At 66.6% G+C, this 20,416-nt stretch carries 20 protein-coding genes; 6 read left to right on the top strand and 14 right to left on the bottom strand.

Going from position 1 to position 20,416, the window contains the following annotated elements; genetic code table 11:
* Positions 1 to 315 precede the first annotated feature (315 nt).
* The 4 genes from EGM87_RS00335 to radA all read right to left on the bottom strand — a co-directional run bounded on the left by EGM87_RS00335 (position 316) and on the right by radA (position 4,124).
* Positions 316 to 1,638: an aminopeptidase P family protein gene (locus EGM87_RS00335; RefSeq protein WP_137709340.1), complete on the bottom strand. Its 1,323-nt coding sequence runs from the start codon at positions 1,636 to 1,638 to the stop codon at positions 316 to 318.
* Positions 1,639 to 1,757: 119 nt separating this feature from the next.
* On the bottom strand, positions 1,758 to 1,940 hold the full coding sequence (locus tag EGM87_RS00330) for a general stress protein CsbD (protein WP_025551144.1): 183 nt from the start codon (positions 1,938 to 1,940) through the stop codon (positions 1,758 to 1,760).
* Between the two features lie 289 nt (positions 1,941 to 2,229).
* Positions 2,230 to 2,745 carry a CvpA family protein gene (locus EGM87_RS00325; RefSeq protein ID WP_044661661.1) on the bottom strand — a complete coding sequence of 172 codons (516 nt, stop codon included), beginning with the start codon at positions 2,743 to 2,745 and terminating at the stop codon, positions 2,230 to 2,232.
* An 11-nt stretch (positions 2,746 to 2,756) separates the two neighbouring features.
* Positions 2,757 to 4,124: a DNA repair protein RadA gene (gene radA, locus EGM87_RS00320; RefSeq protein WP_044661660.1), complete on the bottom strand. Its 1,368-nt coding sequence runs from the start codon at positions 4,122 to 4,124 to the stop codon at positions 2,757 to 2,759.
* 89 nt (positions 4,125 to 4,213) lie between these two features.
* Here radA and EGM87_RS00315 point away from each other — a divergent pair, with 89 nt between their 5' ends.
* The 3 genes from EGM87_RS00315 to EGM87_RS00305 all read left to right on the top strand — a co-directional run bounded on the left by EGM87_RS00315 (position 4,214) and on the right by EGM87_RS00305 (position 7,966).
* The gene (locus EGM87_RS00315; RefSeq protein ID WP_171009986.1) at positions 4,214 to 4,912 is read left to right on the top strand and encodes an endonuclease/exonuclease/phosphatase family protein; all 699 of its coding nucleotides are present in this window, start codon (positions 4,214 to 4,216) and stop codon (positions 4,910 to 4,912) included.
* A 115-nt stretch (positions 4,913 to 5,027) separates the two neighbouring features.
* Complete coding sequence (locus EGM87_RS00310; RefSeq protein WP_137709342.1) at positions 5,028 to 7,361, top strand: patatin-like protein; 2,334 nt, start codon at positions 5,028 to 5,030, stop codon at positions 7,359 to 7,361.
* Positions 7,358 to 7,966: a hypothetical protein gene (locus EGM87_RS00305; protein ID WP_061940249.1), complete on the top strand. Its 609-nt coding sequence runs from the start codon at positions 7,358 to 7,360 to the stop codon at positions 7,964 to 7,966. Before EGM87_RS00310 ends, EGM87_RS00305 begins: the two co-directional genes overlap by 4 nt.
* Before the next feature lie 4 nt (positions 7,967 to 7,970).
* Here EGM87_RS00305 and EGM87_RS00300 read toward each other — a convergent pair whose 3' ends face one another.
* The gene (locus tag EGM87_RS00300; RefSeq protein ID WP_137709343.1) at positions 7,971 to 8,258 is read right to left on the bottom strand and encodes a 4a-hydroxytetrahydrobiopterin dehydratase; all 288 of its coding nucleotides are present in this window, start codon (positions 8,256 to 8,258) and stop codon (positions 7,971 to 7,973) included.
* 86 nt (positions 8,259 to 8,344) lie between these two features.
* Between EGM87_RS00300 and EGM87_RS00295 the strand changes: the two genes are divergently transcribed.
* Genes EGM87_RS00295 through EGM87_RS00285 form a run of 3 tightly spaced genes read left to right on the top strand, consistent with a single transcriptional unit; the run spans position 8,345 to position 10,016 of the window.
* Positions 8,345 to 8,770 (top strand): metallopeptidase family protein, encoded by a 426-nt coding sequence (locus tag EGM87_RS00295; protein ID WP_044663047.1) that lies wholly within the window; start codon positions 8,345 to 8,347, stop codon positions 8,768 to 8,770.
* On the top strand, positions 8,767 to 9,372 hold the full coding sequence (ccmA, locus tag EGM87_RS00290; protein ID WP_137709344.1) for a heme ABC exporter ATP-binding protein CcmA: 606 nt from the start codon (positions 8,767 to 8,769) through the stop codon (positions 9,370 to 9,372). Before EGM87_RS00295 ends, ccmA begins: the two co-directional genes overlap by 4 nt.
* Positions 9,369 to 10,016 carry a heme exporter protein CcmB gene (locus tag EGM87_RS00285; RefSeq protein ID WP_137709345.1) on the top strand — a complete coding sequence of 216 codons (648 nt, stop codon included), beginning with the start codon at positions 9,369 to 9,371 and terminating at the stop codon, positions 10,014 to 10,016. The genes ccmA and EGM87_RS00285 overlap by 4 nt, the downstream gene beginning before the upstream one ends.
* A 175-nt stretch (positions 10,017 to 10,191) precedes the next feature.
* On the opposite strand, the gene EGM87_RS00280 is transcribed toward EGM87_RS00285, so the two are convergent.
* From EGM87_RS00280 to EGM87_RS00240, 9 genes are all read right to left on the bottom strand, one after another.
* Positions 10,192 to 10,875, bottom strand: a complete 684-nt coding sequence (locus tag EGM87_RS00280) for a Fe2+-dependent dioxygenase (protein WP_137709346.1) — start codon at positions 10,873 to 10,875, stop codon at positions 10,192 to 10,194.
* 49 nt (positions 10,876 to 10,924) lie between these two features.
* The gene (locus EGM87_RS00275) at positions 10,925 to 11,689 is read right to left on the bottom strand and encodes an energy transducer TonB (RefSeq protein ID WP_137709347.1); all 765 of its coding nucleotides are present in this window, start codon (positions 11,687 to 11,689) and stop codon (positions 10,925 to 10,927) included.
* A gap of 175 nt (positions 11,690 to 11,864) precedes the next feature.
* Positions 11,865 to 14,426, bottom strand: a complete 2,562-nt coding sequence (locus EGM87_RS00270; RefSeq protein ID WP_137709348.1) for a TonB-dependent receptor — start codon at positions 14,424 to 14,426, stop codon at positions 11,865 to 11,867.
* 86 nt (positions 14,427 to 14,512) lie between these two features.
* The gene (locus EGM87_RS00265) at positions 14,513 to 14,788 is read right to left on the bottom strand and encodes a ribbon-helix-helix domain-containing protein (protein WP_137709349.1); all 276 of its coding nucleotides are present in this window, start codon (positions 14,786 to 14,788) and stop codon (positions 14,513 to 14,515) included.
* Positions 14,788 to 15,510, bottom strand: a complete 723-nt coding sequence (gene phbB, locus EGM87_RS00260) for an acetoacetyl-CoA reductase (protein ID WP_025548750.1) — start codon at positions 15,508 to 15,510, stop codon at positions 14,788 to 14,790. The genes EGM87_RS00265 and phbB overlap by 1 nt, the downstream gene beginning before the upstream one ends.
* Positions 15,511 to 15,546: 36 nt before the next feature.
* The gene (hemH, locus tag EGM87_RS00255; RefSeq protein ID WP_137709350.1) at positions 15,547 to 16,518 is read right to left on the bottom strand and encodes a ferrochelatase; all 972 of its coding nucleotides are present in this window, start codon (positions 16,516 to 16,518) and stop codon (positions 15,547 to 15,549) included.
* A gap of 5 nt (positions 16,519 to 16,523) precedes the next feature.
* Entirely contained in the window at positions 16,524 to 18,791 is a 2,268-nt protein-coding gene (locus EGM87_RS00250) for a molybdopterin cofactor-binding domain-containing protein (RefSeq protein ID WP_171009987.1), read from the bottom strand.
* A gap of 56 nt (positions 18,792 to 18,847) precedes the next feature.
* Positions 18,848 to 19,276: a CoA-binding protein gene (locus EGM87_RS00245; RefSeq protein WP_025548752.1), complete on the bottom strand. Its 429-nt coding sequence runs from the start codon at positions 19,274 to 19,276 to the stop codon at positions 18,848 to 18,850.
* A 171-nt stretch (positions 19,277 to 19,447) separates the two neighbouring features.
* Positions 19,448 to 20,215: an Mrp/NBP35 family ATP-binding protein gene (locus EGM87_RS00240; RefSeq protein WP_235600868.1), complete on the bottom strand. Its 768-nt coding sequence runs from the start codon at positions 20,213 to 20,215 to the stop codon at positions 19,448 to 19,450.
* Positions 20,216 to 20,416 lie beyond the last annotated feature (201 nt).

Below are 20,416 nucleotides of genomic sequence, written 5' to 3'. Positions count from 1 at the left end.
CCCACCTTACCCCTCTCCCTCGAGGGAGAGGGCTGCGCAGACTTGGCAGCTCGCTGCCTAGTCGCAGCCGGGTGAGGGGGTTGCGATCCAAGGGACCGCGCGGGCCGCAGGCCCGCTCCCCCTCATCCAACCCCGCCCCGGCTCCTCCGTCGCCAACGCTTCCCATCCTTCCCTCAAGGGAGAAGGAAGGTCTTGAACTTGCCCACACACCCCAGAGCAAATTTCAATCCGACTGCATCGGCTCGACTGCTCCAAGTTTCCGTTTTGTCGCCTTTTCCAAGTCAGCAGATGATTCCATCCGCCCGGAAAGCAAGCCTACCGCCCCATCGCCGCCTCGATCTCCGCGACGGTGCGCGGCACGGCTTCGCTCAGCCGCTGCGAACCGGTCGGCGTGATCAGGTACAGATCCTCGATCCGGATGCCGTAATTGGCGGACTGGACGTACAGCCCCGGCTCCACGGTGATCACCGCGCCCGCCGGCAGCGGCTTCGACATGTCGCCCACATCATGGACGTCCAGCCCGACCAGATGCCCCAGCCCATGGGTGAAGTCGTCCACCCGCCCGGCCTTGCGGAACACGTCCTTCGCCGCCTCGACCAGATCCTCATAATAGACCCCGGCCTTCAGCCTGGCGACGGCCGCCGCCTGCGCCGCGAGGACCAGTTCATAGGATGCCCGCTGTTCGTCGGTGAACCTGCCGCCGGCGGGGAAGGTGCGCGTCACGTCGCAGGCATATCCCCCGACGGAGGCCGCCGCGTCGATCAGGATCAGGTCCCTCTCCCCGATCACCCCGCCGCCGCCGGTATAGTGCAGCGACGCCGCGTTGCGCCCGGTGGCGACGATGCTGTCATAGGCCAGCCCGTCGCCGCCCCCGGCGCGGAAGCCATCCTCCAATATCGCCTTCAACTGCCTTTCGGTCATGCCGGGCCGCACCTGCTTCATCGCGGCGAGATGGCCGCGCGCCGTCGCCGCCATCGCCTTGCGCATCAGCTCCAGTTCGCGCGCCTCCTTGACGATGCGCAGCGAGGGCAGAAGGCCGCTGTCGTCCTTCAGGGATACGCCCGGCACCCGCTGCATCACCTTGCCGTAAAGCTCCAGCGCCCTGGGCACGGGCGCGGACGCGCTGACGATCGGCCCCAGGAAATGCAGCGTCTTGGACCGCTCGGCCAAAGCGGTGACAAGGCTCCCCAGCCCGCCGGTGCGCGCCACCCGGGAAAAGCCCGTGCGCCGCTCCACTTCGGTGCCCAGCGGCAGGCGCTCGACCTCCCACCGCTCCGACTCCACATCGCGCGACGGCAGCAGCAGCCATTCCCTGACCGTGCGTTCGGCGGGCGCCATGACAAGCACGGCGTCCGGCTCGTCGACAATGCCGGTGAGCCACGCGAAATCGCCATCCTGCACGAAGGGCGGCGCCACCGCCGCGCTGCTTTCCACCGGCCCCGCGCCATGGACGATGGCGACGCCGTCCTTCAACGCCTCCATCACCCGGCGGCGGCGCTCGCGAAACACATCAGGCGCGAAGGGAACGGTGCCCGAAGGCGTCGCAAAGCCCTGCGGCGGCAGGACCTGCGCCCGCAACCCGGCGGCGCACAGGAACGAAGCCGTCCCGCCCGCGATTATCGACCGTCGATCCCACATGTCCCTGAACTCCCTTGCTGAAAGGATTGGAACAGCAAGAGGCGTATGATGTCAATAATACAGTAAAAGGCCCCGCCAAAAAGGCGAGGCCATTCTATGGAAGCTTCTTGGACTTGGGCTCAGATCTTGTCGCCAAGCGCGCCCTTGACCGAACCCTTGACGTCCTGCGCCGTGCCCTTGGCCTTCTGCGCCTTGCCTTCCGCGACCAGATCGGGATCGCGCTGGTTGCGCCCAGCCGCTTCCTTGATCGCACCGGCCGCCTTGTTGCCGGCCGCCTTCACCTTGTCGGTCATCTCGCCCATCGGTTGTCTCCTTCAGTTGCTGTTGCCCGATAAACGGATGGGCAGAACCGAAAGTTGCCTCCAATACGCAGGCGGAACGGACGGAAAGAGGAAACAGAGTGACAGGCGGAGTCGGGGATCGCCCGCTAGAGCCAATCGCCATTCAGCCCTGACGGCCTGCAAATGATGCTTTTCCGTGCTGCCGGTGCTCACCTACCTTGAGTAGGCTGCGCTCCGGCTCACAGAAAACCGCCATTTTACCTTCGGTGGCCTTCGGCTCGGCTCGTCATCTTCTGAATGTCGATTGGCTCTAGTCCGTCTCGGACGGCTTGCGCGCCCGCCGTTCCGCCACGAATTCGCTGATCGCCTGACCGCTGGCGTTCAGCAGCGGATAGGTCCGCGCATCGGACAGCCAATCCGGCCGCCGCGCGCCGCTGCCGTAGAAAGTGTCGTAAACCAGGCTGAACGCCAGAAAGACCAGCGTCGCGCCGATCAGCCCCTTGACCGCGCCGAAGCCCGCGCCCAGCACCCGATCGACGGGACCCAGCACCGACTGCCGCGTGCGCCGGCCGATGGCGTGAGCCAGCAGCTTGCCCGCGCCGAAGGTGATGCCGAACACCAAGGCGAAGGCAAGCACCGCCGCGCCGCTGGTGCTGCCGACGAAGGGCGCCGCCAGTTCCGTCGCCGAAGCGTGAAAAAGGCGGATCGCGAAGATCGCCAGCACCCAGGCGATCAGCGACAGGGTTTCCTGCACGAAACCGCGCATCAGGCCGAAAATGGCGCAGCCGCCGATCAGCAGCAGGACGAGAATGTCGATCGCGTTCATCGCGCTGTTGGCTATCCGCGGCCGAGCATCTGGTCAACAAGTTGCGCAAGGGCGCGATAACCGCTGACCGAAATGCCCTTGACCCCATCGGCCACGGCGGCGGGAACGAAAGCGCGGTTGAAACCGAGCTTGGCCGCCTCGCGCAACCGCAACGGGGCATGGGCCACCGGGCGGATTTCGCCGGACAAGGCGATTTCCCCGAACAGGACGACATCGGCGGGCACCGGCCGTTCCGACAGCGCCGACATCAGCGCGGCCGCGACAGCCAGGTCGGCCGCCGGGTCCGACAGGCGATAGCCGCCCGCGACGTTCAGATAGACTTCGCAGGTCGAAAAGCTGAGGCCGCAGCGCGCCTCCAGCACGGCCAGCACCATGGCCAGCCGCCCGCTGTCCCAACCCACGACAGCCCGGCGGGGCGTGGCCCCGCTCGAAAGGCGGACGACCAGCGCCTGGATCTCCACCAGCACCGGGCGCGTCCCTTCCAGCGCCGGAAAGACGGTGGCGCCGGTCACATTCTCGTCGCGATGGGTCAGGAACAGGGCGGACGGATTGGCGACCTCCTCCAGCCCCTCGGCCACCATCGCGAACACGCCGATCTCGTCCGTGCCGCCGAAGCGGTTCTTGATCGCGCGCAGGATGCGATATTGGTGGCTGCGCTCTCCCTCGAAGCTCAGCACCGTATCGACCATATGCTCCAGCACGCGGGGGCCCGCGATGCTGCCGTCCTTGGTCACATGACCGACAAGGATCAGGGCGGTGCCGCGCTGCTTGGCGAAGCGGATCAGTTCCTGGCTGGACGCGCGCACCTGGCTCACCGTGCCGGGCGCGCCCTCGATCAGGTCGCTGTGCATCGTCTGGATCGAATCGATGATCAGCAGCGCGGGCGGCGCGCCCTCCCCCAGCGTCGTCAGTATGTCGCGCACGGAAGTGGCGCTGGCAAGCTGCACGGGCGCATTGCCAAGCCCCAGCCGCTGCGCGCGCAGGCGCACCTGATCCGACGCTTCCTCGCCGCTGATATAGGCGACGCTGTGCCCGGCCGAAGCAATGCGCGCGGCCGCCTGCAACAGCAGGGTCGACTTGCCTATGCCCGGATCGCCGCCGATCAGCGTGGCGGAACCGGACACGATGCCGCCGCCCAGCGCCCGATCGAACTCCGCAATGCCGGTGGTGGTGCGGGGCGGCAGTTCGACCTTGTCGTCCAGCCCCACCAGCGTCAGCGCCCTGCCGCCGCTATGCAGGTCGTGGCGGGCGGAAAAGACCGTCTCGGCCGCTTCCTCGACAATGCTGTTCCATTCGCCGCAATCGTCGCACTGCCCCTGCCACCGGCCCGAAACGGTGCCGCATTGCTGACAGACGAATTTTCGCTTTGCCTTGGCCATGCGGCACGCATATCAGAACATATGCGGAACACAAATCCTCTTTGCATCTTGCCATGGAAACCGGGCGCGCTGTGGCGCATTGTTTCGCCATGAAGACCATTCGCGTCGCGAGCTACAATATCCGCAAGGCCATAGGCACCGACCGCCGCCGGGTTCCCGAGCGGGTGATCGACGTGCTGAACGAACTGGACGCCGACATCATCGCCCTGCAGGAGGCCGACCGGCGCTTCGGCGTTCGGTCGGCGGCGCTGCCGCCCTGGCTGCTGGAGAGCATCAGCCCCTATAAGCCGGTGCCGCTCAACGTGCAGGTCGATTCGATGGGCTGGCACGGCAACGCCATATTGGTGCGCAAGGATGTGGAGATCGGCGCGCACGACGTTCTGCACCTCCCCTGCCTGGAGCCGCGCGGCGCGACCATGGCGGAGGTGACGTTGGGCAAGACGCATCTTCGCATCTTCGGCATGCATCTGGACCTGTCCGGGCTCTGGCGGCGCAAGCAGGCCGCCGCCGTGATCCACGCGGCAGGGCAGCGCGACGCCATGCCGACGGTGCTGATGGGCGACCTCAACGAATGGAGCGCGGAACGGGGCTGCCTGGCGGATTTCGCGCGGCATTACAGCTTCGCGCCCTGCGGCCGTTCCTTCCATGCGCGACGGCCGGTGGCGCGGCTCGACCGGATCATGCATTGCGGGCAGTTGAAGCTGGTCGATTGCGGCGTGCATGAAAGCGCGGGGGCGCGAAAGGCGTCCGACCATCTGCCCATCTGGGCGGAATTCAAGCTGGGGTGACGGCGAAGCTCCATCATGTTCCTGCGAGGGCGGGAGCACCGAACCCTTTGGGCAAACGCGCCTGTCCATCAGCGCCCCCTCGACAAGCCCCCTTTGCTCTGCAACTCTCAACCCCATGAAAGAGCGGGAACTCAGGCTCGCACTGGTCTGCTATGGTGGGATCAGCCTGGCCGTCTACATGCACGGCATCACCAAGGAGATCTGGCATCTGGCCCGGGCCAGCCGGGCGTTCCATGACGGCGTGCCGTCCGGCAACAGCAGCGAGGCGGTCTATCGCAAGCTGCTGGAGGATCTGGAAACGGCCTGCGGCGTCAAATTGCGGGTGATGCCCGACATCATCGCCGGGGCCAGCGCCGGCGGCATCAACGGCATCTTCCTGGCGCAGGCGATAGAGACGGGCCAGTCGCTGGACCCGCTGACCGATATGTGGCTCGACAATGCCGATGTCGAAAAGCTGCTCGATCCCGATGCCCGCCCCGCCCGGCGGATCACCAAATTCTGGGCGACGCCGCTTGTGTGGATGGCGGCGCGGCATCCGGGAGACACGGTCGAGCGCACCGTCGCCCCCGATACGCGGGAGGAGGTTCGGCACAAGCTGTCGCACTTCATCCGCTCCCGCTGGTTCGAGCCTCCCTTCGGCGGGGAAATCTTCACGGCCATGATCCTGGACGCCTTCGACGCGATGGAGGCGACTGGGCGCGGCCCGGCGCTGCTGCCGCCCGGCCATCCGCTGGACCTGTTCGTCACCGTCACGGATTTCGAAGGGCATCCGCAGAGCCTGAACCTCAACAGCCCCCCACAGGTGGTGGAGACGGAACATCGGCTCTCCATCGGCTTTCGCGCCCGCGGACATGGACAGCGCAACCTTGCCGATCCCGCCGAACTGGTCTTCGCCGCCCGCGCCACGGCCAGCTTTCCCGGCGCCTTTCCGCCCTTCACCGTGCGCGAGCTGGACCGGGTGCTGAAACGCCGCCATCGCGCCTGGCCGACGCGGGACGCCTTTCTGGCGCGCGCCCTTCCCCGCCATGCGGCGCGCGGACGCGCCGAGGACGCGGTGCTGATCGACGGTTCGGTGCTGGCCAACGCCCCGTTCGCCCAGGCCATCGGCGCGCTCAGGAACCGCCCCTCCCGGCGGGAGGTCGACCGGCGCTTCGTCTATATCGATCCCAAGCCCGGCCATCGCTCGATCCAGCTCAACCGCCACGGCGAGGCGGAGGAAGCCTCATCGGGCGAGGATGCGCCGCTGCCGGGCTTCTTCCGCACCATTTTCGGCGCGCTCAGCGACATTCCCCGCGAACAGCCGATCCGCGACAATCTGGACGCCATAGACCGGCACAGCGCCCGCATCCGGCGCATGGCGCGCATATTGACCGCTCTGCGGCCCGGCATAGAGGCGGAGGTCGAAAGCGCCATCGGCGGCATGCTGTTCCTGGATCGCCCGACGCCGGCGCGGCTGTCCGCCTGGCGCAGCAAGGCCCAGCAACGGGCCGCCAGTTCCGCCGGCTTCGCCTTCCCCGCTTACGGCCACCTCAAGCTGTCCGGCATCGTCGAGGACCTGGCCGACCTGCTGTTCCACCTGAGCGGGGAGGAAAGCGCGCTGATGCGCGAAAGCTACCGCCAGGCGCTATGGGGCCATGTCAGGTCGATCGGTGCGGACCAGTTGACGGAGGATGTCGGACCGGCATCCGCCCCGGTCGGCTTCTTCCGCCAGCATGACCTGCCCTTCCGCATTCGCCGCCTGCGCTTCCTCGCCCGGCGTCTGGCCGAAACGCTGGAGGTGGAGGGCGCCGCGGACGACGCCGTCATCCAGAAGATGCACGACGCCATCTACGCCGCCCTGTCGCACTATACCGAATGCGAGGGCGCCGACTTCTACAATGGGGAAATCAAGGCGGCGGCGCGCGAAGTCCCCAATGATCCCGGCGCAGCGCTGGAGGCGGTGGCGCAGCTACGTGGCCTGCGCGAACGGGACGAAGCGGCGGACATGATGCTGGCCGATGCCCTGGCGGCGCTGCCCAGGGCGGCGCGTCGGACCATGCTGCTCGCCTATCTCGGCTTCCCCTTCTACGACATCGCCACCCTGCCGCTGCTGCAAGGGCATGGGATGGACGAATATGATCCGGTCAAGGTCGACCGCATCTCGCCGGAGGATTGCAGCGCGATCCGCTCCGGCGGGGCGGAAGCGACGCTGAAAGGCGTAGAATTCAATAATTTCGGCGCTTTCTTCAGCCGCGCCTATCGGGAGAACGACTATCTGTGGGGGCGGCTTCATGGGGTGGAGCGGCTGCTGGACATCGTGATTTCTGCATGTCCCGCGGCAAGCCGTCTTTCCCAGGAAGCGGTGCATCAATATAGGCGAACCGCTTTCATGGCGATTCTGGATGAAGAGGAGGAGCGGCTGGACCATGCCGCCGACCTGATCGCCAGCTTGAGAGAGGAGATCGGGTGAACGCAGGCAAGACGCTGTTTCCGATGCTGGTGCTGGCACTGGCCGCCGGTTGTTCTCCTGGCTCCGATGGACAGACGAGCGCAAAGGCGGGGGAACGGCCTGGCGAGCCGCGTGACGCCCTCGGTTCCCTCGCGCTACCCGACATGCCTTTGCGCCGGGAAGAGGCGGCGGAGACGCTTCCTGCATCTTCCGCCCTCGCTGCCGCGCCTTCGCGCCCCGGCGGAAAAGGCGCCGGACGGCAGGCGGACGCCGGCCCGACGAGCGCCGTGCCATTGCGGCTGCTGCCGATGAAGCCTTCGGTGGTCAACATCCCGCCGCCCCCCTATGTCCCCGACCTGCCGCCATCGGACGGCGCGGCCGACATCCAGCCCTTTCCCGATGAGGTGACGCGCTACATGGTCGACCGCGACAGTTGCGACCATTTCCGGGGCGAGGAAGCCTATGATCCGGAGCGGCTGGCCTATTTGCAGGACAATATCGCGGCGCTCTGCACCGGCACCGATGCGCGGCTGGCGCTGCTGCGCCACCGCTATGCCCATGTCCCGGCGGTCATCTCGGCGCTCAGCGGCTATGATGACCGGATCGAAGGAAATGCGTCGCAATAGGGCCTTATGAAAGGACGTCGATCTGGGCGGCGAGTTCGATGTCCCGGCGCGACAGGCCGCCGGCATCATGGGTGGTGAGCAGGATGTCGACGCGGTTGTAGACATTCGACCATTCGGGATGATGATCCGCCTTTTCCGCAAGCAGCGCCACCTGCGTCATGAAGCCGAAGGCGGCGTTGAAATCCTTGAAGGTGAAAAGGCGGCGGATGCCGTCCGGATCCTGCACCGGCGCCCATTCCGGCAGATTCCTCAGCGCCAGCGCGCGTTCCTCCCCATCCAGTTTCGCGATCATTTGTCTTTCCCGTCCCTTGCCCGGCCGATTCCTGGCGGCGTTAACTCATTTTCCCAAGCGTCGGCGGTTTGCAGACGATTCGGAACATGCTTTATGTCTCTCCCATGGACGATGCCGGTCAACAGCCCCGATTTGCGCCGACGCGCGAGGATATAGAAAGCCTGGCGCTGGCGGCCCTGTCGCGCCTGCCGGAACCGTTTCGTTCGCACCTGTCGAATGTCGTGCTGTTTGTCGAGGAATTTGCCGATCCGCAGGTGCTCAAGGAAATGGAGATCGACGATCCCTTCGGCCTGACCGGCCTTTACACCGGCCGGCCCGTCGGGGAAGCGGCGCAGAGCGGAGACCTGCCGCCGACGGTCCATCTTTTCCGCCGCCCGCTGCTGGACGAATGGGTGGAAACCGGCGTGCCGCTCGACATGCTGATCACCCATGTCGTCGTGCATGAGATCGGCCATCATTTCGGCCTGTCCGACCTCGACATGCATGTGCTGGAGGACATGGTCACTCTATGAGCCGGGCGGGATTGCACCTGTCGGGCGTCGCCTGCGCGCGCGGCGGGCGGCTGCTGTTCCGCGGCGTCGACCTGGCGATGGAGCCGGGCGGCAGCGCCTTGCTGAAGGGGCCGAACGGCATCGGCAAGTCCAGTCTGATGCGGATTTGCGCCGGGCTGCTGCGGGCAACGGCGGGGACGGTCGATCGCCATGGCCGGATCGCGCTGGCGGATGAGCGGCTGGCGCTGGACATGGAGCAACCGCTCGAAGCGGCGCTTCGTTTCTGGACGCGGTTGGATGCAGTGGCGTCGGACGCACTGGACGCGGCGATAGCGGCAATGGCGCTGGAGCCCCTCCGCCAGGTGCCGGTGCGCATGCTGTCGACCGGGCAGCGCAAGCGGGCTGCGCTGGCTCGGGTGATCGCCAGCGGCGCGTCGATCTGGCTGCTGGACGAGCCGGGCAACGGGCTGGACGAAGCGGCACTGGACCTGCTCGGAACGGCGGTTGCGGGGCATCTGGCCAAGGGCGGGATCGTCGTGGCGGCGTCGCACCAGCCGCTGCCGCTGGCGACGCCGGTGATCGTGGCGATGCAGGACCATGCATGGGCGGAGGAGGAGGCATGACCATCCTCCTGACGCTCGCGGTGCGGGATTTGCGGCAGTCCTGGCAATCCGCCGGGCTGTGGCTGCCGGTCGCCTTCCTGTTGCTGGTGGCCAGCCTCTACCCCTTTGCCGTGGGACCGGACGCGGCGCTGCTGCAGCGGAGCGGCGGCGGCATGCTGTGGATCGCGGCGTTGCTGGCCAGTCTTTTGCCCGTGGACCGGCTGGTGGCGCCGGATCGGGATGCGGGCGTTCTCGATCAGATAGCCCTGCGCGGGATCGGGGAGGAGACGGTCGTGCTCGCCCGGCTGATCGCCCATTGGCTGGGCTTCGGCCCGGCGCTGATGATCGCCACCCTGCCCGCCGCCGCACTGTTGAAGCTGGACGGGGCGACCATAGGCTTGCTGGAAGCCGGATTGCTGATCGGCACGCCCGCCCTTGCGGCGCTGGGGCTGCTGGTGGCGACGCTGACGGCAGGCCTGCGCTCCAGCGGGGCGCTCGCCGGACTACTGGCCCTGCCGCTCGCCGTGCCGCTGCTGATCTTCGGCGCCGGGACGCTGGGCGACGGAAGCGGCGCAGCGCTCAAGTTCCTGGGCGCAGCGTCCCTGCTGCTGGTCGCGATCACCCCCTTTGCCGGCGGCGCGGCAATCCGCGCCGGGCGGGAGTGAAAGACGGGTTGGGTGGTTTCTTGCCATTAAGCCCCTCCCCTTCAGGGGAGGGGTTGGGGTGGGGGCGTGCCTTTACAGGTCAACTTTTCCCGTGGGGCACGCCCCCACCCCTCAGTCCCCTCCCCTGAAGGGGAGAGGAAGCATTGACGTCCGCCATTGCCCAATTCCCACAAGATCAAGCGTCGGCCCATCGCCGCAGCAGATTGTGATACACGCCGGTCAACCGGATGACCTGCGCATTGTCATGGCCCAGTTCGCCCGCCAGCGCCTGAACGCTGCTGTCGAGATCGAATAGCATCTGCCGCGCGGCATCGTCCCGCACCATGGATTGTAGCCAGAAGAAGCTGGCCACCCGACGCCCCCGCGTCACCGGTTCCACCCGATGCAGCGACGATGACGGATAGAGCACCGCATGGCCGGCCGGCAGCTTCACCTGCTGCACGCCGAAATTGGTCTCGACCGTCAGTTCGCCGCCGTCATAGCTGCCGGGCTCCTCCAGGAAGACGGTGATCGACAGGTCCGAGCGCACGCGAAAGCCGGTGCCGGCCTGCATCCGCACTGCATTGTCGACATGGGTGCCGAAGGCCTGACCGCCCGCATAGCTGTTGAACAGCGGCGGGAAGACCTTGAGCGGCAACGCGGCGGCAATGAACAGGGGCGAGCGGCCCAGAGCATCCAGCACGATCTGCCCTGCCTGCTTCGCTTCGGCGCAATCCTCCGGCAGTTGCAGGTTGCGCTTGGCGAGCGCGGACTGGTGGCCGGAGGTGACATTGCCGTCGACCCACTGCGCCGCGTCGATCAGCGCGCGGACCCGGGCGACGGTTTGGCCATCCAGCAGTTCGGGGATGACGGTCAGCATGCCGATGAACCTGGACAGGCACGGATGAAGCGGAAGCGGCCCATTGCCGTCACTCCGCCCCGCCGCGCAGGACGAAGGGAATTTCGACCACGCCCTTGACCCGGACGGCCTGGCCATCGCGCATCACGGGTTTCCAGCGCCAGCCGCGCACCGCGTCGCGCGCCGCATTGTCGAGCCGGGGAAAACCGCTGCTCTGCGCGATGGAGAGATTCTCCACCGCGCCATCCAGACCCAGCGTCAGAGCCAGAACGACGGTCCCCTGTTCGCGCCTGCGACGGCTCTCCACCGGATAGCGGGGCGGCTTGCCGGCGATCATCTGCGTGCCCAGGTCGCCGCCCTGGACCAGGCTCGATCCCATGGATGCGGCGGGCGGCGCGGGGGGTGAGGAAAGCGCGACGGGAGGAGCAGGCGGCGCAGGCGGCACGATCTCGGGCGTGGTCGCCACGGCCGGCGCCGGCGGCAGGGGCACTTTCACCAGTGGCGGCGGCGCGACGATCTTGGTCTGCGGCGGGGGTGGCGGGGCCTCCGCGGATGGAGGCGGAGGAGGCGGTGGCATGAGGTTCACGACCGACAGGCGCGCCTCCCGCACGCGCTGCGCATGATGCCGGACCTGGACCAGCGCGGCGATAAGGACGGCATGAAGCAGGACGATGACAAGAATGGCTGGAACGTTCGGCCCACGCCGCGCGCCATAGCGGGCGGGAGCAGCCTCGAATCGAACGGGTGCGCTGGGGACGGAGAGCGGAACGGCGGGGGATGGGACGATCGCGTCATCCGCCGCCTCTTCAACATATCCATCTGCTACGCGAAGCATGCCAGATCCCCTTTGCCGCCCTGCCGGCGAAACCGGTCCATAACGCGAATCCTAATGCTACTCAATCGCATCTTTGCCATGGGACCGGACGGGTGGCGACCCGAGGAGGATAGGAGTGCATCGCCACCCGCCCGTTTCCCCCGGCAAGGGACGAGTGCCGGGGGATAGGGATCGGTCAGAACATATAGTTGAGGCTGAACACCGCCGACCGGGTCGGGGCAGGCTGCGCCCAGCTGTTATTGATGTTGTTGCGCACCGTCGTCACATATTTCTCATTGGTGAAGTTCTGCACATTCACCTGCGCCTTCAGATTCTCCGTGATCGGGTAGGAGGCCATGAAACGGTGGATCGTGTAGCTCGGCACCCGGTAGCCGACATAGCTGTTGGCGACCAGTTGGGCGAGCGACGGCTGGTTCAGCAGGAAGCTGCCCTGATAGGTCAGGCCATAGCCCAGTTCCAGGCCGAAGCCGAAGCGGTAGGTGGTGAACAGGCTGCCCGAATGCTTCGGGGTATTGGTCAGCGCGTAACCAGCCGTCGGATCAAGGAAGGTCGTGCTGTTGGCGCATGTGCCGGCGGCCGGGTCGGTCGCGCCCGGATGGGCGAGGCAATAGTCGGAAACGCCCTGCTTGATCTTGCTCTTGAGGTACATGTAGTTGGCGGAAATCGTCCAGTTGCCGGTGATGTTGCCCGACGCGCCGAAGGACACGCCCTCCACCCGCTGGCGGCCATCCGTCGCCTGATCGGGCAGCAACGGATCGCCCGACACCACCTTGATCTGGTTGCGGTCGTTGCGGAACAGCGCGAGTGTCAGCAGCAACTGCTTGTCGAACAGGTCGGCCTTGGCGCCGATCTCGTAATTCTTCGTGGTTTCCGGCCTGACATTGCAGGTGCCGCTGCCGCCCGCGGCATTGTCCGCGGTGCAGCTTCCGTCGACCGACGATTTGGACGGCAGCTTGGAGTTGCCGAAAGCGACATAAAGGCTGGTGTCCGGCGTCGGCTTCACGACCGCGCCGATGCGGAAGGAAAAGAGATTGTCGTCCACCTCCAGCCGAGTGCCGACCGTGCTGATCTGGCCAAGCTGCGCCGAACCGCCCGTCGTGTTGTAGGTGAAGGTGCGGTTGAAGCCCTTGACCTTCTCATAGCGGACGCCGCCGTTGATCTCGAACCAGTCGGTGAACTTCATCGTATCGAACAGATAGGCGGCATAGCTGGTCTGTTCCCCGACATTATGCGTGCCCAGGATGAAGTTGACCGGCCCGACATAATTGTTGCTGCCATAGACGCGGGCCAGGCCGGTGGTGGCCGCAGGGCCGACGATGCCGGACGACGGATCGGCGATGTTCACCAGCGGCAGGTAGAAACCAAGGCTGGCGGCGGCGCTATAGGCCGGATTGGCGGCGCCGGCGCCGGTGGCAGGCGCGGTGAAAGGCGCGGCATAGGGATCGAATCCGTTGGCGCTGCGGCCCAGGCTGCCCTGCAACTGGTCGTAGCGCTCCCACAGGGCCGAACCGCCGACGACCAGCGTATGGCCGATGCCGCCGGTGTCGAAATCGGCGCTGAGGTCGATCTGGTTATAGGCGGTTTCATTGGTGATGAAGCGCTGGTTGCCGCGGCCGCCGATCGGCAGATAATAGCCGACTGGAATGGTGAGCGTTTCGCCGGCGGCGGTCGTGCCGATGCGCTGGGTGCATGCGCCGCCGGTGTCCGGGTTAAAGCCGCCCGCCGTTCCGTTGTCGAGGCAGAAGACGCCGTTCGGCTGGCTGGTCACCGTATCCTGGCGGATATGTTCGTACCGCGTCAGGTTGCGGACCTTGACCGTATCGCTGAAGGCATGGCTGAAGATCGCCTGCAGCGAGTTGGTCTTGCTGTCCTGGCGGTCGAGATTGGCGAAGCCGTAATAGCCCGACCGGTCGAACTGGTCGACGATGCCCCCCAGCGCCGGGAAGTAGCGGATGCCATATTGCGGCATCGCCTTGTCATCCAGATATTCGCCCTGCAGCGTCAGGCTGGTGGGGCTGTCGATGCCGATGGTGATCGCGGGCGCCACGCCCCAGCGCTCATAATCCTCGACATCGCGGCCCGGCACATCGTTGCGGTGATAGACGGCGTTGAGGCGCACGGCGATCAGGTCGTTGACGCGCTTGTTCGCGTCTATGGTCGCCCGATAATAATTGTCCGTGCCGATCCCGGCGTTCAGGATCGTCTTGTCGTCGGCCAACGGACGCTTCGTCACCAGGTTGATCGTGCCAGCGACCGAACCGCCGCCGTTCATGACCGAATTGGCGCCGTTGGTGACTTCGACCTGCTCGATATTATAGACTTCGTTGCGGTTCAGGAACGCGCCGGAACGCACGCCGTCGACCGTGACGTCGTTCTTCGCGTCCTGCCCGCGCAGGATGATGCGGTCGCCATAGCCGAAGCCGCCCTCGCCCGCGCCGAAGGTGATGCCGGGAACGGTCGACAGCACGTCGCGCAGCGTCAGCAGGTTCTGCTGCTGGATGGTTTCCTTGCCGATCACCGTGATGGTCTGCGGCGTATCGAGCAGCGGCCGGGTATATTTGGGCGATTCCGCCTTTTCGACCTTGATCGGCGATTCCTCGATCGCCGTGTCGGTGACCGTCATCCCGCCAAGCTTGGCGCCCTGCGCTGCATCCTGCGCCTGCGCGGACGAGGCAAAGGCGATCGCGCCGACGCAACTCAGCGCCAGGAAGGACGGTCGTGACAGTGCTTTGGACATGGAAACAGAACCCCTTTCTTGAACCTTGAGGGGCCTGCTATTGCGACTTGTTCGCAGAGTCAACGCTATTGCGAGTAATTATTATTTTATGATTGTATATTATCGTTGAAAAGCCAGCATCTTATCGCGCTCGCCAGATTGGGCGGATCGGCCGCCGCCATGCGCGCGACATCGATGCGCGCGATCAAGGCGTTGACGGGCAAACCCTCCCGAAGGGCGGCCGCGCGCAGGGCTTGCCAGAATATCGGTTCCAGGCTGATCGCGGTCTGATGGCCCGCAATCGTCACGCTGCGCTTGACGGGCGGAGCGAAGGGCGATGCCGCCGGCGCCGAAGCGTCAATGGAAAGCCCCTCGCCTTCCATCAGTACATATGCTGGCCGCCGTTGATCGACAGCGTGCTGCCGGTCACGAAGCCCGCCTCCTCGCTGCAGAAGAAGGCGACGCCGCGGGCGATCTCATCGGCATGGCCCAGACGGCCGACCGGTATCTTGGCGACGATCTTTTCCAGCACCGCCTGCGGCACCGCCGCGACCATGTCGGTGTCGATATAGCCCGGCGCGATCGCATTGACGGTGACGCCATATTTCGCGCCTTCCTGCGCCAGCGCCTTGGTGAAGCCATGGATGCCGGACTTGGCGGCCGCATAGTTGACCTGGCCATATTGGCCCGCCTGCCCGTTGATCGATCCGATATTGACGAAACGGCCCCAGCCGCGCTCCCGCATCCCGCCGAAGGTCGCCTTGGCCATGTTGAAGCAACCGCCCAGATTGATGCGCATCACCTCGTTCCAGTCGTCGAAGCTCATCTTCGCCAGCACGCCGTCGCGCGTGATGCCCGCATTGTTGACGACGACGTCGATCGGCCCCAGCGCCTCGGCCACCTGCGCGCAACCGTCCAGACAGGCCTGGTGATCGCCCACGTCCCATTTGAAGGACGCTATGCCCGTCTTGTCCGAAAAGGCCTGCGCCTTGGCGTCGTTGCCGGCATAGTTGGCGGCGACCGTGAACCCCATCTCCTTGAGCGCCAGGCTGATCGCCTCGCCAATTCCACGCGTTCCGCCCGTGACGACTGCAACCTTGCTCATAGTGGCTCTCCTCAAAGAATATTGACGGGACGAAACTTACCTCTCCAACCAGCCGGCCAGTTCGCGACGGGCCAGAGTCTCGTACAGATTCATAGCGTCCGGGGAGGCGTTCAAACAACTCAAATGGACAAAATTATTGCCACCGGAAGCGATAAAATCCTCTTTGCCGCGAATGGCGATTTCCTCTAGGGTTTCCAAGCAATCCGCCGAGAAGCCGGGGGTCAGGACGGCAACATTCCGGACATTTTCCGAAGGGAGCTGCCGCAGCACCGCATCGGTTGCCGGGCCCAGCCATTTCGCGGGGCCGAAACGCGATTGGAAAGTGACCCGGACCTCCCGCCCCAGCGCCTCGCCCAGCAGCCTTGCGCTTTCGACGCACTGGTCGCGATAGGGATCGCCCAATTGCCGCGTTCGCTCCGGCATGCCGTGGAAGCTGGCGATCAGCAGGTCCGGCGCGAAATCCAGCGTGGCGAGCTGCGCCTGGGTCGATGCGCGCAGCGCCTCGATATAGGGGGGATCGGCATGATAGGGCGGCAGCGTGCGGATCGCCGGCTGCGCCCGCATCTTCGCCAGCGCCGCATAGGCGGCATCGAGCGCGGTGGCCGTCGTCGCCGCGCAATATTGGGGATAGAGCGGAGCCAGCAGGATGCGGTCGCACCCTGCGGCGACCATCGCCTCCAGCCGCGCGCCGATCGCCGGATTGCCATAGCGCATCGCCCAATCGACCATAACGCCAGCGCCCATCCGCTCCTGAAGCCCGCGGGCGGCGTCGCGCGTATAGACGGCGAGCGGCGATCCCTCCTTCATCCACACCTGCCGATAGGCATGGGCGGATTTCTTCGGACGGGTGAGCAGGATCGGGCCGCGCAGGATCGGCTGCCACAGCAGTTGCGGAATTTCCACGACGCGCCGGTCGGAAAGGAATTCGGCCAGATAGCGCCGCACCGATGCCGGGTCGGGACCGTCGGGCGTGCCCAGATTGATGATGAGAAGGCCGATCTTGCCCAAGAATTTCACCCTTCCATCAGCAGGGGCAGGGTGCGGAAACGCCGCCCCGCCGTGGTGAACAGCGCATTGGCGACGGCGGGCGCCACCAGCGGCGCGCCCAGGTCTGTCAGCCCGGCGGGAGGCGCGGTGCTACGGATCAGTTCGACCGTCACTTCCCCGACATCGCCCAGCCGCGGCAGGCCCATGCGGCCCAGCATCGCCCGCGTCGGCATGCCCTTCGCATAGGGGACGGATGCCCCCATGGCGAATGCCAGCCCATGGATCAGGCCGCTTTCGACCTGCTGCCGGGCAATGTCCGGATTGACCTGATCCCCGCCGTCCACCGCGGCGACGATCCGTGAGACCTGCAACTTGCCCTCCGCCATGCCCGCCTCCACCATGACGGCGATGAAGGCGCCGTTCATCACATGCGCCGCCAGTCCCTGCCCGCTTCCTTCTATGCCGCCCTGCCAGCCGCCCATGGCGCCGACGGTGGTCAGGCAATGCGCCAGCCGGGGATTGCCGCCCAGCATCTGGATACGAAAGGACATCGCCTCCATCTGCGCCTGATGCGCCAACTCGTCCATGAAACTTTCGGTGAAGAAGGCGCCGTGCAGATGCGCGTTGCCACGTGCGAACCCCAGCGGCAGGCCGACATCGGCGGGGAAGTGATCAACCGCCCAGTTGGGCACCGCATAGGGCAGCTCCATGCCCGCCACCGCCAGCCGGGTGGACGTGCCTGACGCATCGGCGCCGGCCTCGTGCGGCAGCTTGCCATGGGCGATGCGCGCCCATGTCTGGGTCAGGGCGCAGGGGGCGGCGACCTTCGCGGACCAGCCTTCGATCGCGCCGTTGCGGCCCAGCTTGCCCGCCATGCGCGCATGGGCGGGGGCGCCGGGCCTGTCCTGGATCACATCCTCCAGCCGCGACCAGAGCAGTTGCACCGGCCGCCCCATCTCGCGGGAGAGGAGCGCGGCCTGCACGCCGGCCTCGAAATCCATGCGGCGGCCATAGCCTCCGCCGGCGTGCAGCGGGTAGAGCGTCACCGCTTCCGCCGACAGCCCCAGCGCGCGGGCGATGGCGGCGCGGGCCAGGCCGGGCGCCTGCGTCGCCATCCATATTTCCGCGCTGTCCTCGCCGATCCGGGCGGTGGCGCACATCGGCTCCAGCGCCAGATGCAGGCCCGGCCGCACCCGATATTCGCTGGCAAGGATGGTCGCATCCCCGAACAGCGGCTGCGGATCGCCCTGCGCATAGAGCCGTTCGCCGGAGCCGGAAAAGGCCTGCTCCAGCGCCGCCTCCATCGCGGCGCTGTCCACCGGCCTGCTGGAAAGCGCGAAGACCGGATCGGCCAGATCGAGCGCCTTGTTCGCCGCCCACCAGTTGCTGGCGACCGCCGCGACCCACCGGTCCCGCCGCACCAGCTTCAGGAAGCCGGTGACGGATTTCGCCGCGCCCTCGTTGACGCTTTTCAGCACGGCATCCCCGATCGGCCCCTGCCGGATGGAGGCGAAGACCATGTCGGGCAGGCGGATGTCGGCGGCGAAATTATGGCTGCCGTCGATCTTGGACGGGGTGTCCAGCCGGGGAAGCTCCTGCCCCGCCAGCCGGTCCACCTCCGCCTGGCGGAAGGGCAATATCTCGGGCAGGTCGAAGGTCGCGGCATCCTCCACCACCTCGCCCAGCTTCAACCGGCGCTGCCCGCCGTCGGAAATGATGCCGTTCTGGATGTCGCAGCTTTCCCAGGCGACGTCCCAGCGCGCCGCCGCCGCCTTGCACAACAGCACCCGCGCCGCCGCGCCCGCCTCCCGATAGGGCTGGTGGAACATCGGCACCGACGTGCCCGCGCCCGTCAGCATCAGGGCGCGGCGGGTCGCATATTGATCGATGGTCCATTCGCCCGCCTCGCCCGCCAGCCGGCTCCAGTCATTGGCCAGCCATTCGCGCGCCAGCAGGATATTGGCGTAGAGCGGCCCGATCGGCGCGCTCTGCACGCCGACGGTCCGCCAGTCCGCGCCCAGTTCGTCGGCCAGTATCTGCGGCAGAAGGGTCGTGACCCCCTGCCCCATCTCGGTCTGGGGCACGATGACGACGACCTGGCCAGACCGGTCGATCTTCAGGAAAGCGTTGAACGCGGTCTCGCCCGGCGCGGTGTTGAGACTGGCGCGATAGGAGCGCGGCCATATGGCCCATGCCAGCAGCAGCCCCACCGTGGCGCCCCCGCCGACCAGCAGGGTGCGCCGGTCCAAACCCTTTTTCGTCTGCTGACCCTGCTTCCGCGGTGCACGCCCCATGCCATCGCTGATAGAGGGGCTTGGAAGCTCTGCAAAGCCCTATTGCGCCCGAAGGTTCAGGCGACGGGCCTGAGCTGGAGCCGGCGTATCTCGATGGCGGGGCAGCGATCCATCACCACCTTGAGCCCGGCCGCCTCGGCCCGGGCCGCCGCAGCCTCATCGACCACGGCCAACTGCATCCAGACCGCCTTGGCCCCTGCCGCTATGGCATCGTCCACTACCTCCCCCGCGGCGTCGCTGCGGCGGAAGATGTCGACCATGTCGATCGGCACGCCGATGTCGGACAGGCTGGCCCAGACGAATTCGCCATGGACATGCTCGCCCGCGATCTGCGGATTGACGGGCAGCACGCGATAGCCGTGATCCTGAAGGGTCTTCATCACGCCATAGCTCGGCCGGTCGGGCCGGTCGGAAATGCCGACCAGCGCTATGGTGCGGGTTTCGTTCAACAGATCGGCTATATCCTGCGCATCGGTAAGCGGCATGAGGGGTCCTCCATATTCGCGAGACATGGGAAGGACGCTGGAGAGGCGCAAGCCGTTCCCTCCAACCCTTCCATCCCAACGAAAGCCGGGATCTCAGGCGGCAGGGCATGGAGTAGTCTCACGAGGTCCGGCTATCGCCGGGATGACGAAAGAAGGAACAGGGTGAAGACGTCAGCGCCCACCCCGCAACCACGCAACGACCTTCTCCGCAATCGTGCGGAAAGCCACACCATGCGCGTCGTCCCCCGCCGCCGGAGGATCTCCCGCATCGGACCGGCGGCGAATGTCGATGGCAAGCGGTATCCGGCCAAGGAAGGGCATCCCCATTTCCCCGGCGGCCGCTTCCGCGCCGCCCTGACCGAAGGGGTCCGACACTTCCCCGCAATGGGGGCAGGCATAGCCCGCCATATTCTCAACCAGGCCGATCATCGGCACCTGCGTCTGATCGAACAGGCTCACCGCGCGGACCGCGTCGATCAGCGCCAGGTCCTGCGGCGTGGAGACGATGACGGCGCCGGCCGGCTTGTGCTTCTGCACCATCGACAGCTGCACGTCGCCCGTGCCCGGCGGCATGTCGACGATCAGCAGCTCCGCATCGCCCCAATCCGCCTCGATCAGCTGGGCCAGCGCATTGCCCGCCATCGGCCCGCGCCAGGCGAGCGCCTTGCCCGGCTCGACCAGATGGCCCATGGAAAGCATCGGAACGCCAAAGGGGCTCTGCACCGGGATGAGCTGCTTGTCCTTCGCCTGCGGCTTCCTGTCCTCGCTGGCCATCAGCCGCGCCTGCGACGGGCCGTAAATATCGGCGTCGACCAGCCCGACCTTCACCCCCAGCCTTTGCAGCGCGACGGCGAGATTGGCCGACAGCGTGGATTTGCCCACCCCGCCCTTGCCCGATGCGACGGCGACGATCTTCAGCGGCCTGCGCTCGGCCGTCATGGCGATGCGCACATCCTCGACTCCGGGCACGGTCAGCGCGCCCTCCCGGATCGCGGCGGCCACGGCGTCGCGCTGATCGGACGACAGGCCCGCCACGTCCAGCACCAGCGACATCACCCCGTCCTTCAGGCGCGGCGCGCTGGCGCGGCCGTCGGTCAGCGTTTTGAGGCGAGCGGCGAAATCTTCAAGCTGGGTCATGGC

The sequence above is a fragment of the Sphingobium sp. RSMS genome (assembly GCF_005406185.4).
GTDB classification, from domain to species: Bacteria; Pseudomonadota; Alphaproteobacteria; order Sphingomonadales; family Sphingomonadaceae; genus Sphingobium; species Sphingobium fuliginis.
This window is presented reverse-complemented; position numbering and strand designations above follow the sequence as displayed.

Bases quoted from the DNA above. Each gene is read 5' to 3' on its own strand.
- EGM87_RS00335 (WP_137709340.1), bottom strand. From the start codon at position 1,638: ATGTGGGATCGACGGTCGATAATCGCGGGCGGGACGGCTTCGTTCCTG.
- EGM87_RS00330 (WP_025551144.1), bottom strand. From the start codon at position 1,940: ATGGGCGAGATGACCGACAAGGTGAAGGCGGCCGGCAACAAGGCGGCC.
- EGM87_RS00325 (WP_044661661.1), bottom strand. From the start codon at position 2,745: ATGAACGCGATCGACATTCTCGTCCTGCTGCTGATCGGCGGCTGCGCC.
- radA (WP_044661660.1), bottom strand. From the start codon at position 4,124: ATGGCCAAGGCAAAGCGAAAATTCGTCTGTCAGCAATGCGGCACCGTT.
- EGM87_RS00315 (WP_171009986.1), top strand. From the start codon at position 4,214: ATGAAGACCATTCGCGTCGCGAGCTACAATATCCGCAAGGCCATAGGC.
- EGM87_RS00310 (WP_137709342.1), top strand. From the start codon at position 5,028: ATGAAAGAGCGGGAACTCAGGCTCGCACTGGTCTGCTATGGTGGGATC.
- EGM87_RS00300 (WP_137709343.1), bottom strand. From the start codon at position 8,258: ATGATCGCGAAACTGGATGGGGAGGAACGCGCGCTGGCGCTGAGGAAT.
- EGM87_RS00295 (WP_044663047.1), top strand. From the start codon at position 8,345: ATGCTTTATGTCTCTCCCATGGACGATGCCGGTCAACAGCCCCGATTT.
- ccmA (WP_137709344.1), top strand. From the start codon at position 8,767: ATGAGCCGGGCGGGATTGCACCTGTCGGGCGTCGCCTGCGCGCGCGGC.
- EGM87_RS00285 (WP_137709345.1), top strand. From the start codon at position 9,369: ATGACCATCCTCCTGACGCTCGCGGTGCGGGATTTGCGGCAGTCCTGG.
- EGM87_RS00280 (WP_137709346.1), bottom strand. From the start codon at position 10,875: ATGCTGACCGTCATCCCCGAACTGCTGGATGGCCAAACCGTCGCCCGG.
- EGM87_RS00275 (WP_137709347.1), bottom strand. From the start codon at position 11,689: ATGCTTCGCGTAGCAGATGGATATGTTGAAGAGGCGGCGGATGACGCG.
- EGM87_RS00270 (WP_137709348.1), bottom strand. From the start codon at position 14,426: ATGTCCAAAGCACTGTCACGACCGTCCTTCCTGGCGCTGAGTTGCGTC.
- EGM87_RS00265 (WP_137709349.1), bottom strand. From the start codon at position 14,788: ATGGAAGGCGAGGGGCTTTCCATTGACGCTTCGGCGCCGGCGGCATCG.
- phbB (WP_025548750.1), bottom strand. From the start codon at position 15,510: ATGAGCAAGGTTGCAGTCGTCACGGGCGGAACGCGTGGAATTGGCGAG.
- EGM87_RS00250 (WP_171009987.1), bottom strand. From the start codon at position 18,791: ATGGGGCGTGCACCGCGGAAGCAGGGTCAGCAGACGAAAAAGGGTTTG.
- EGM87_RS00245 (WP_025548752.1), bottom strand. From the start codon at position 19,276: ATGCCGCTTACCGATGCGCAGGATATAGCCGATCTGTTGAACGAAACC.
- EGM87_RS00240 (WP_235600868.1), bottom strand. From the start codon at position 20,215: ATGACGGCCGAGCGCAGGCCGCTGAAGATCGTCGCCGTCGCATCGGGC.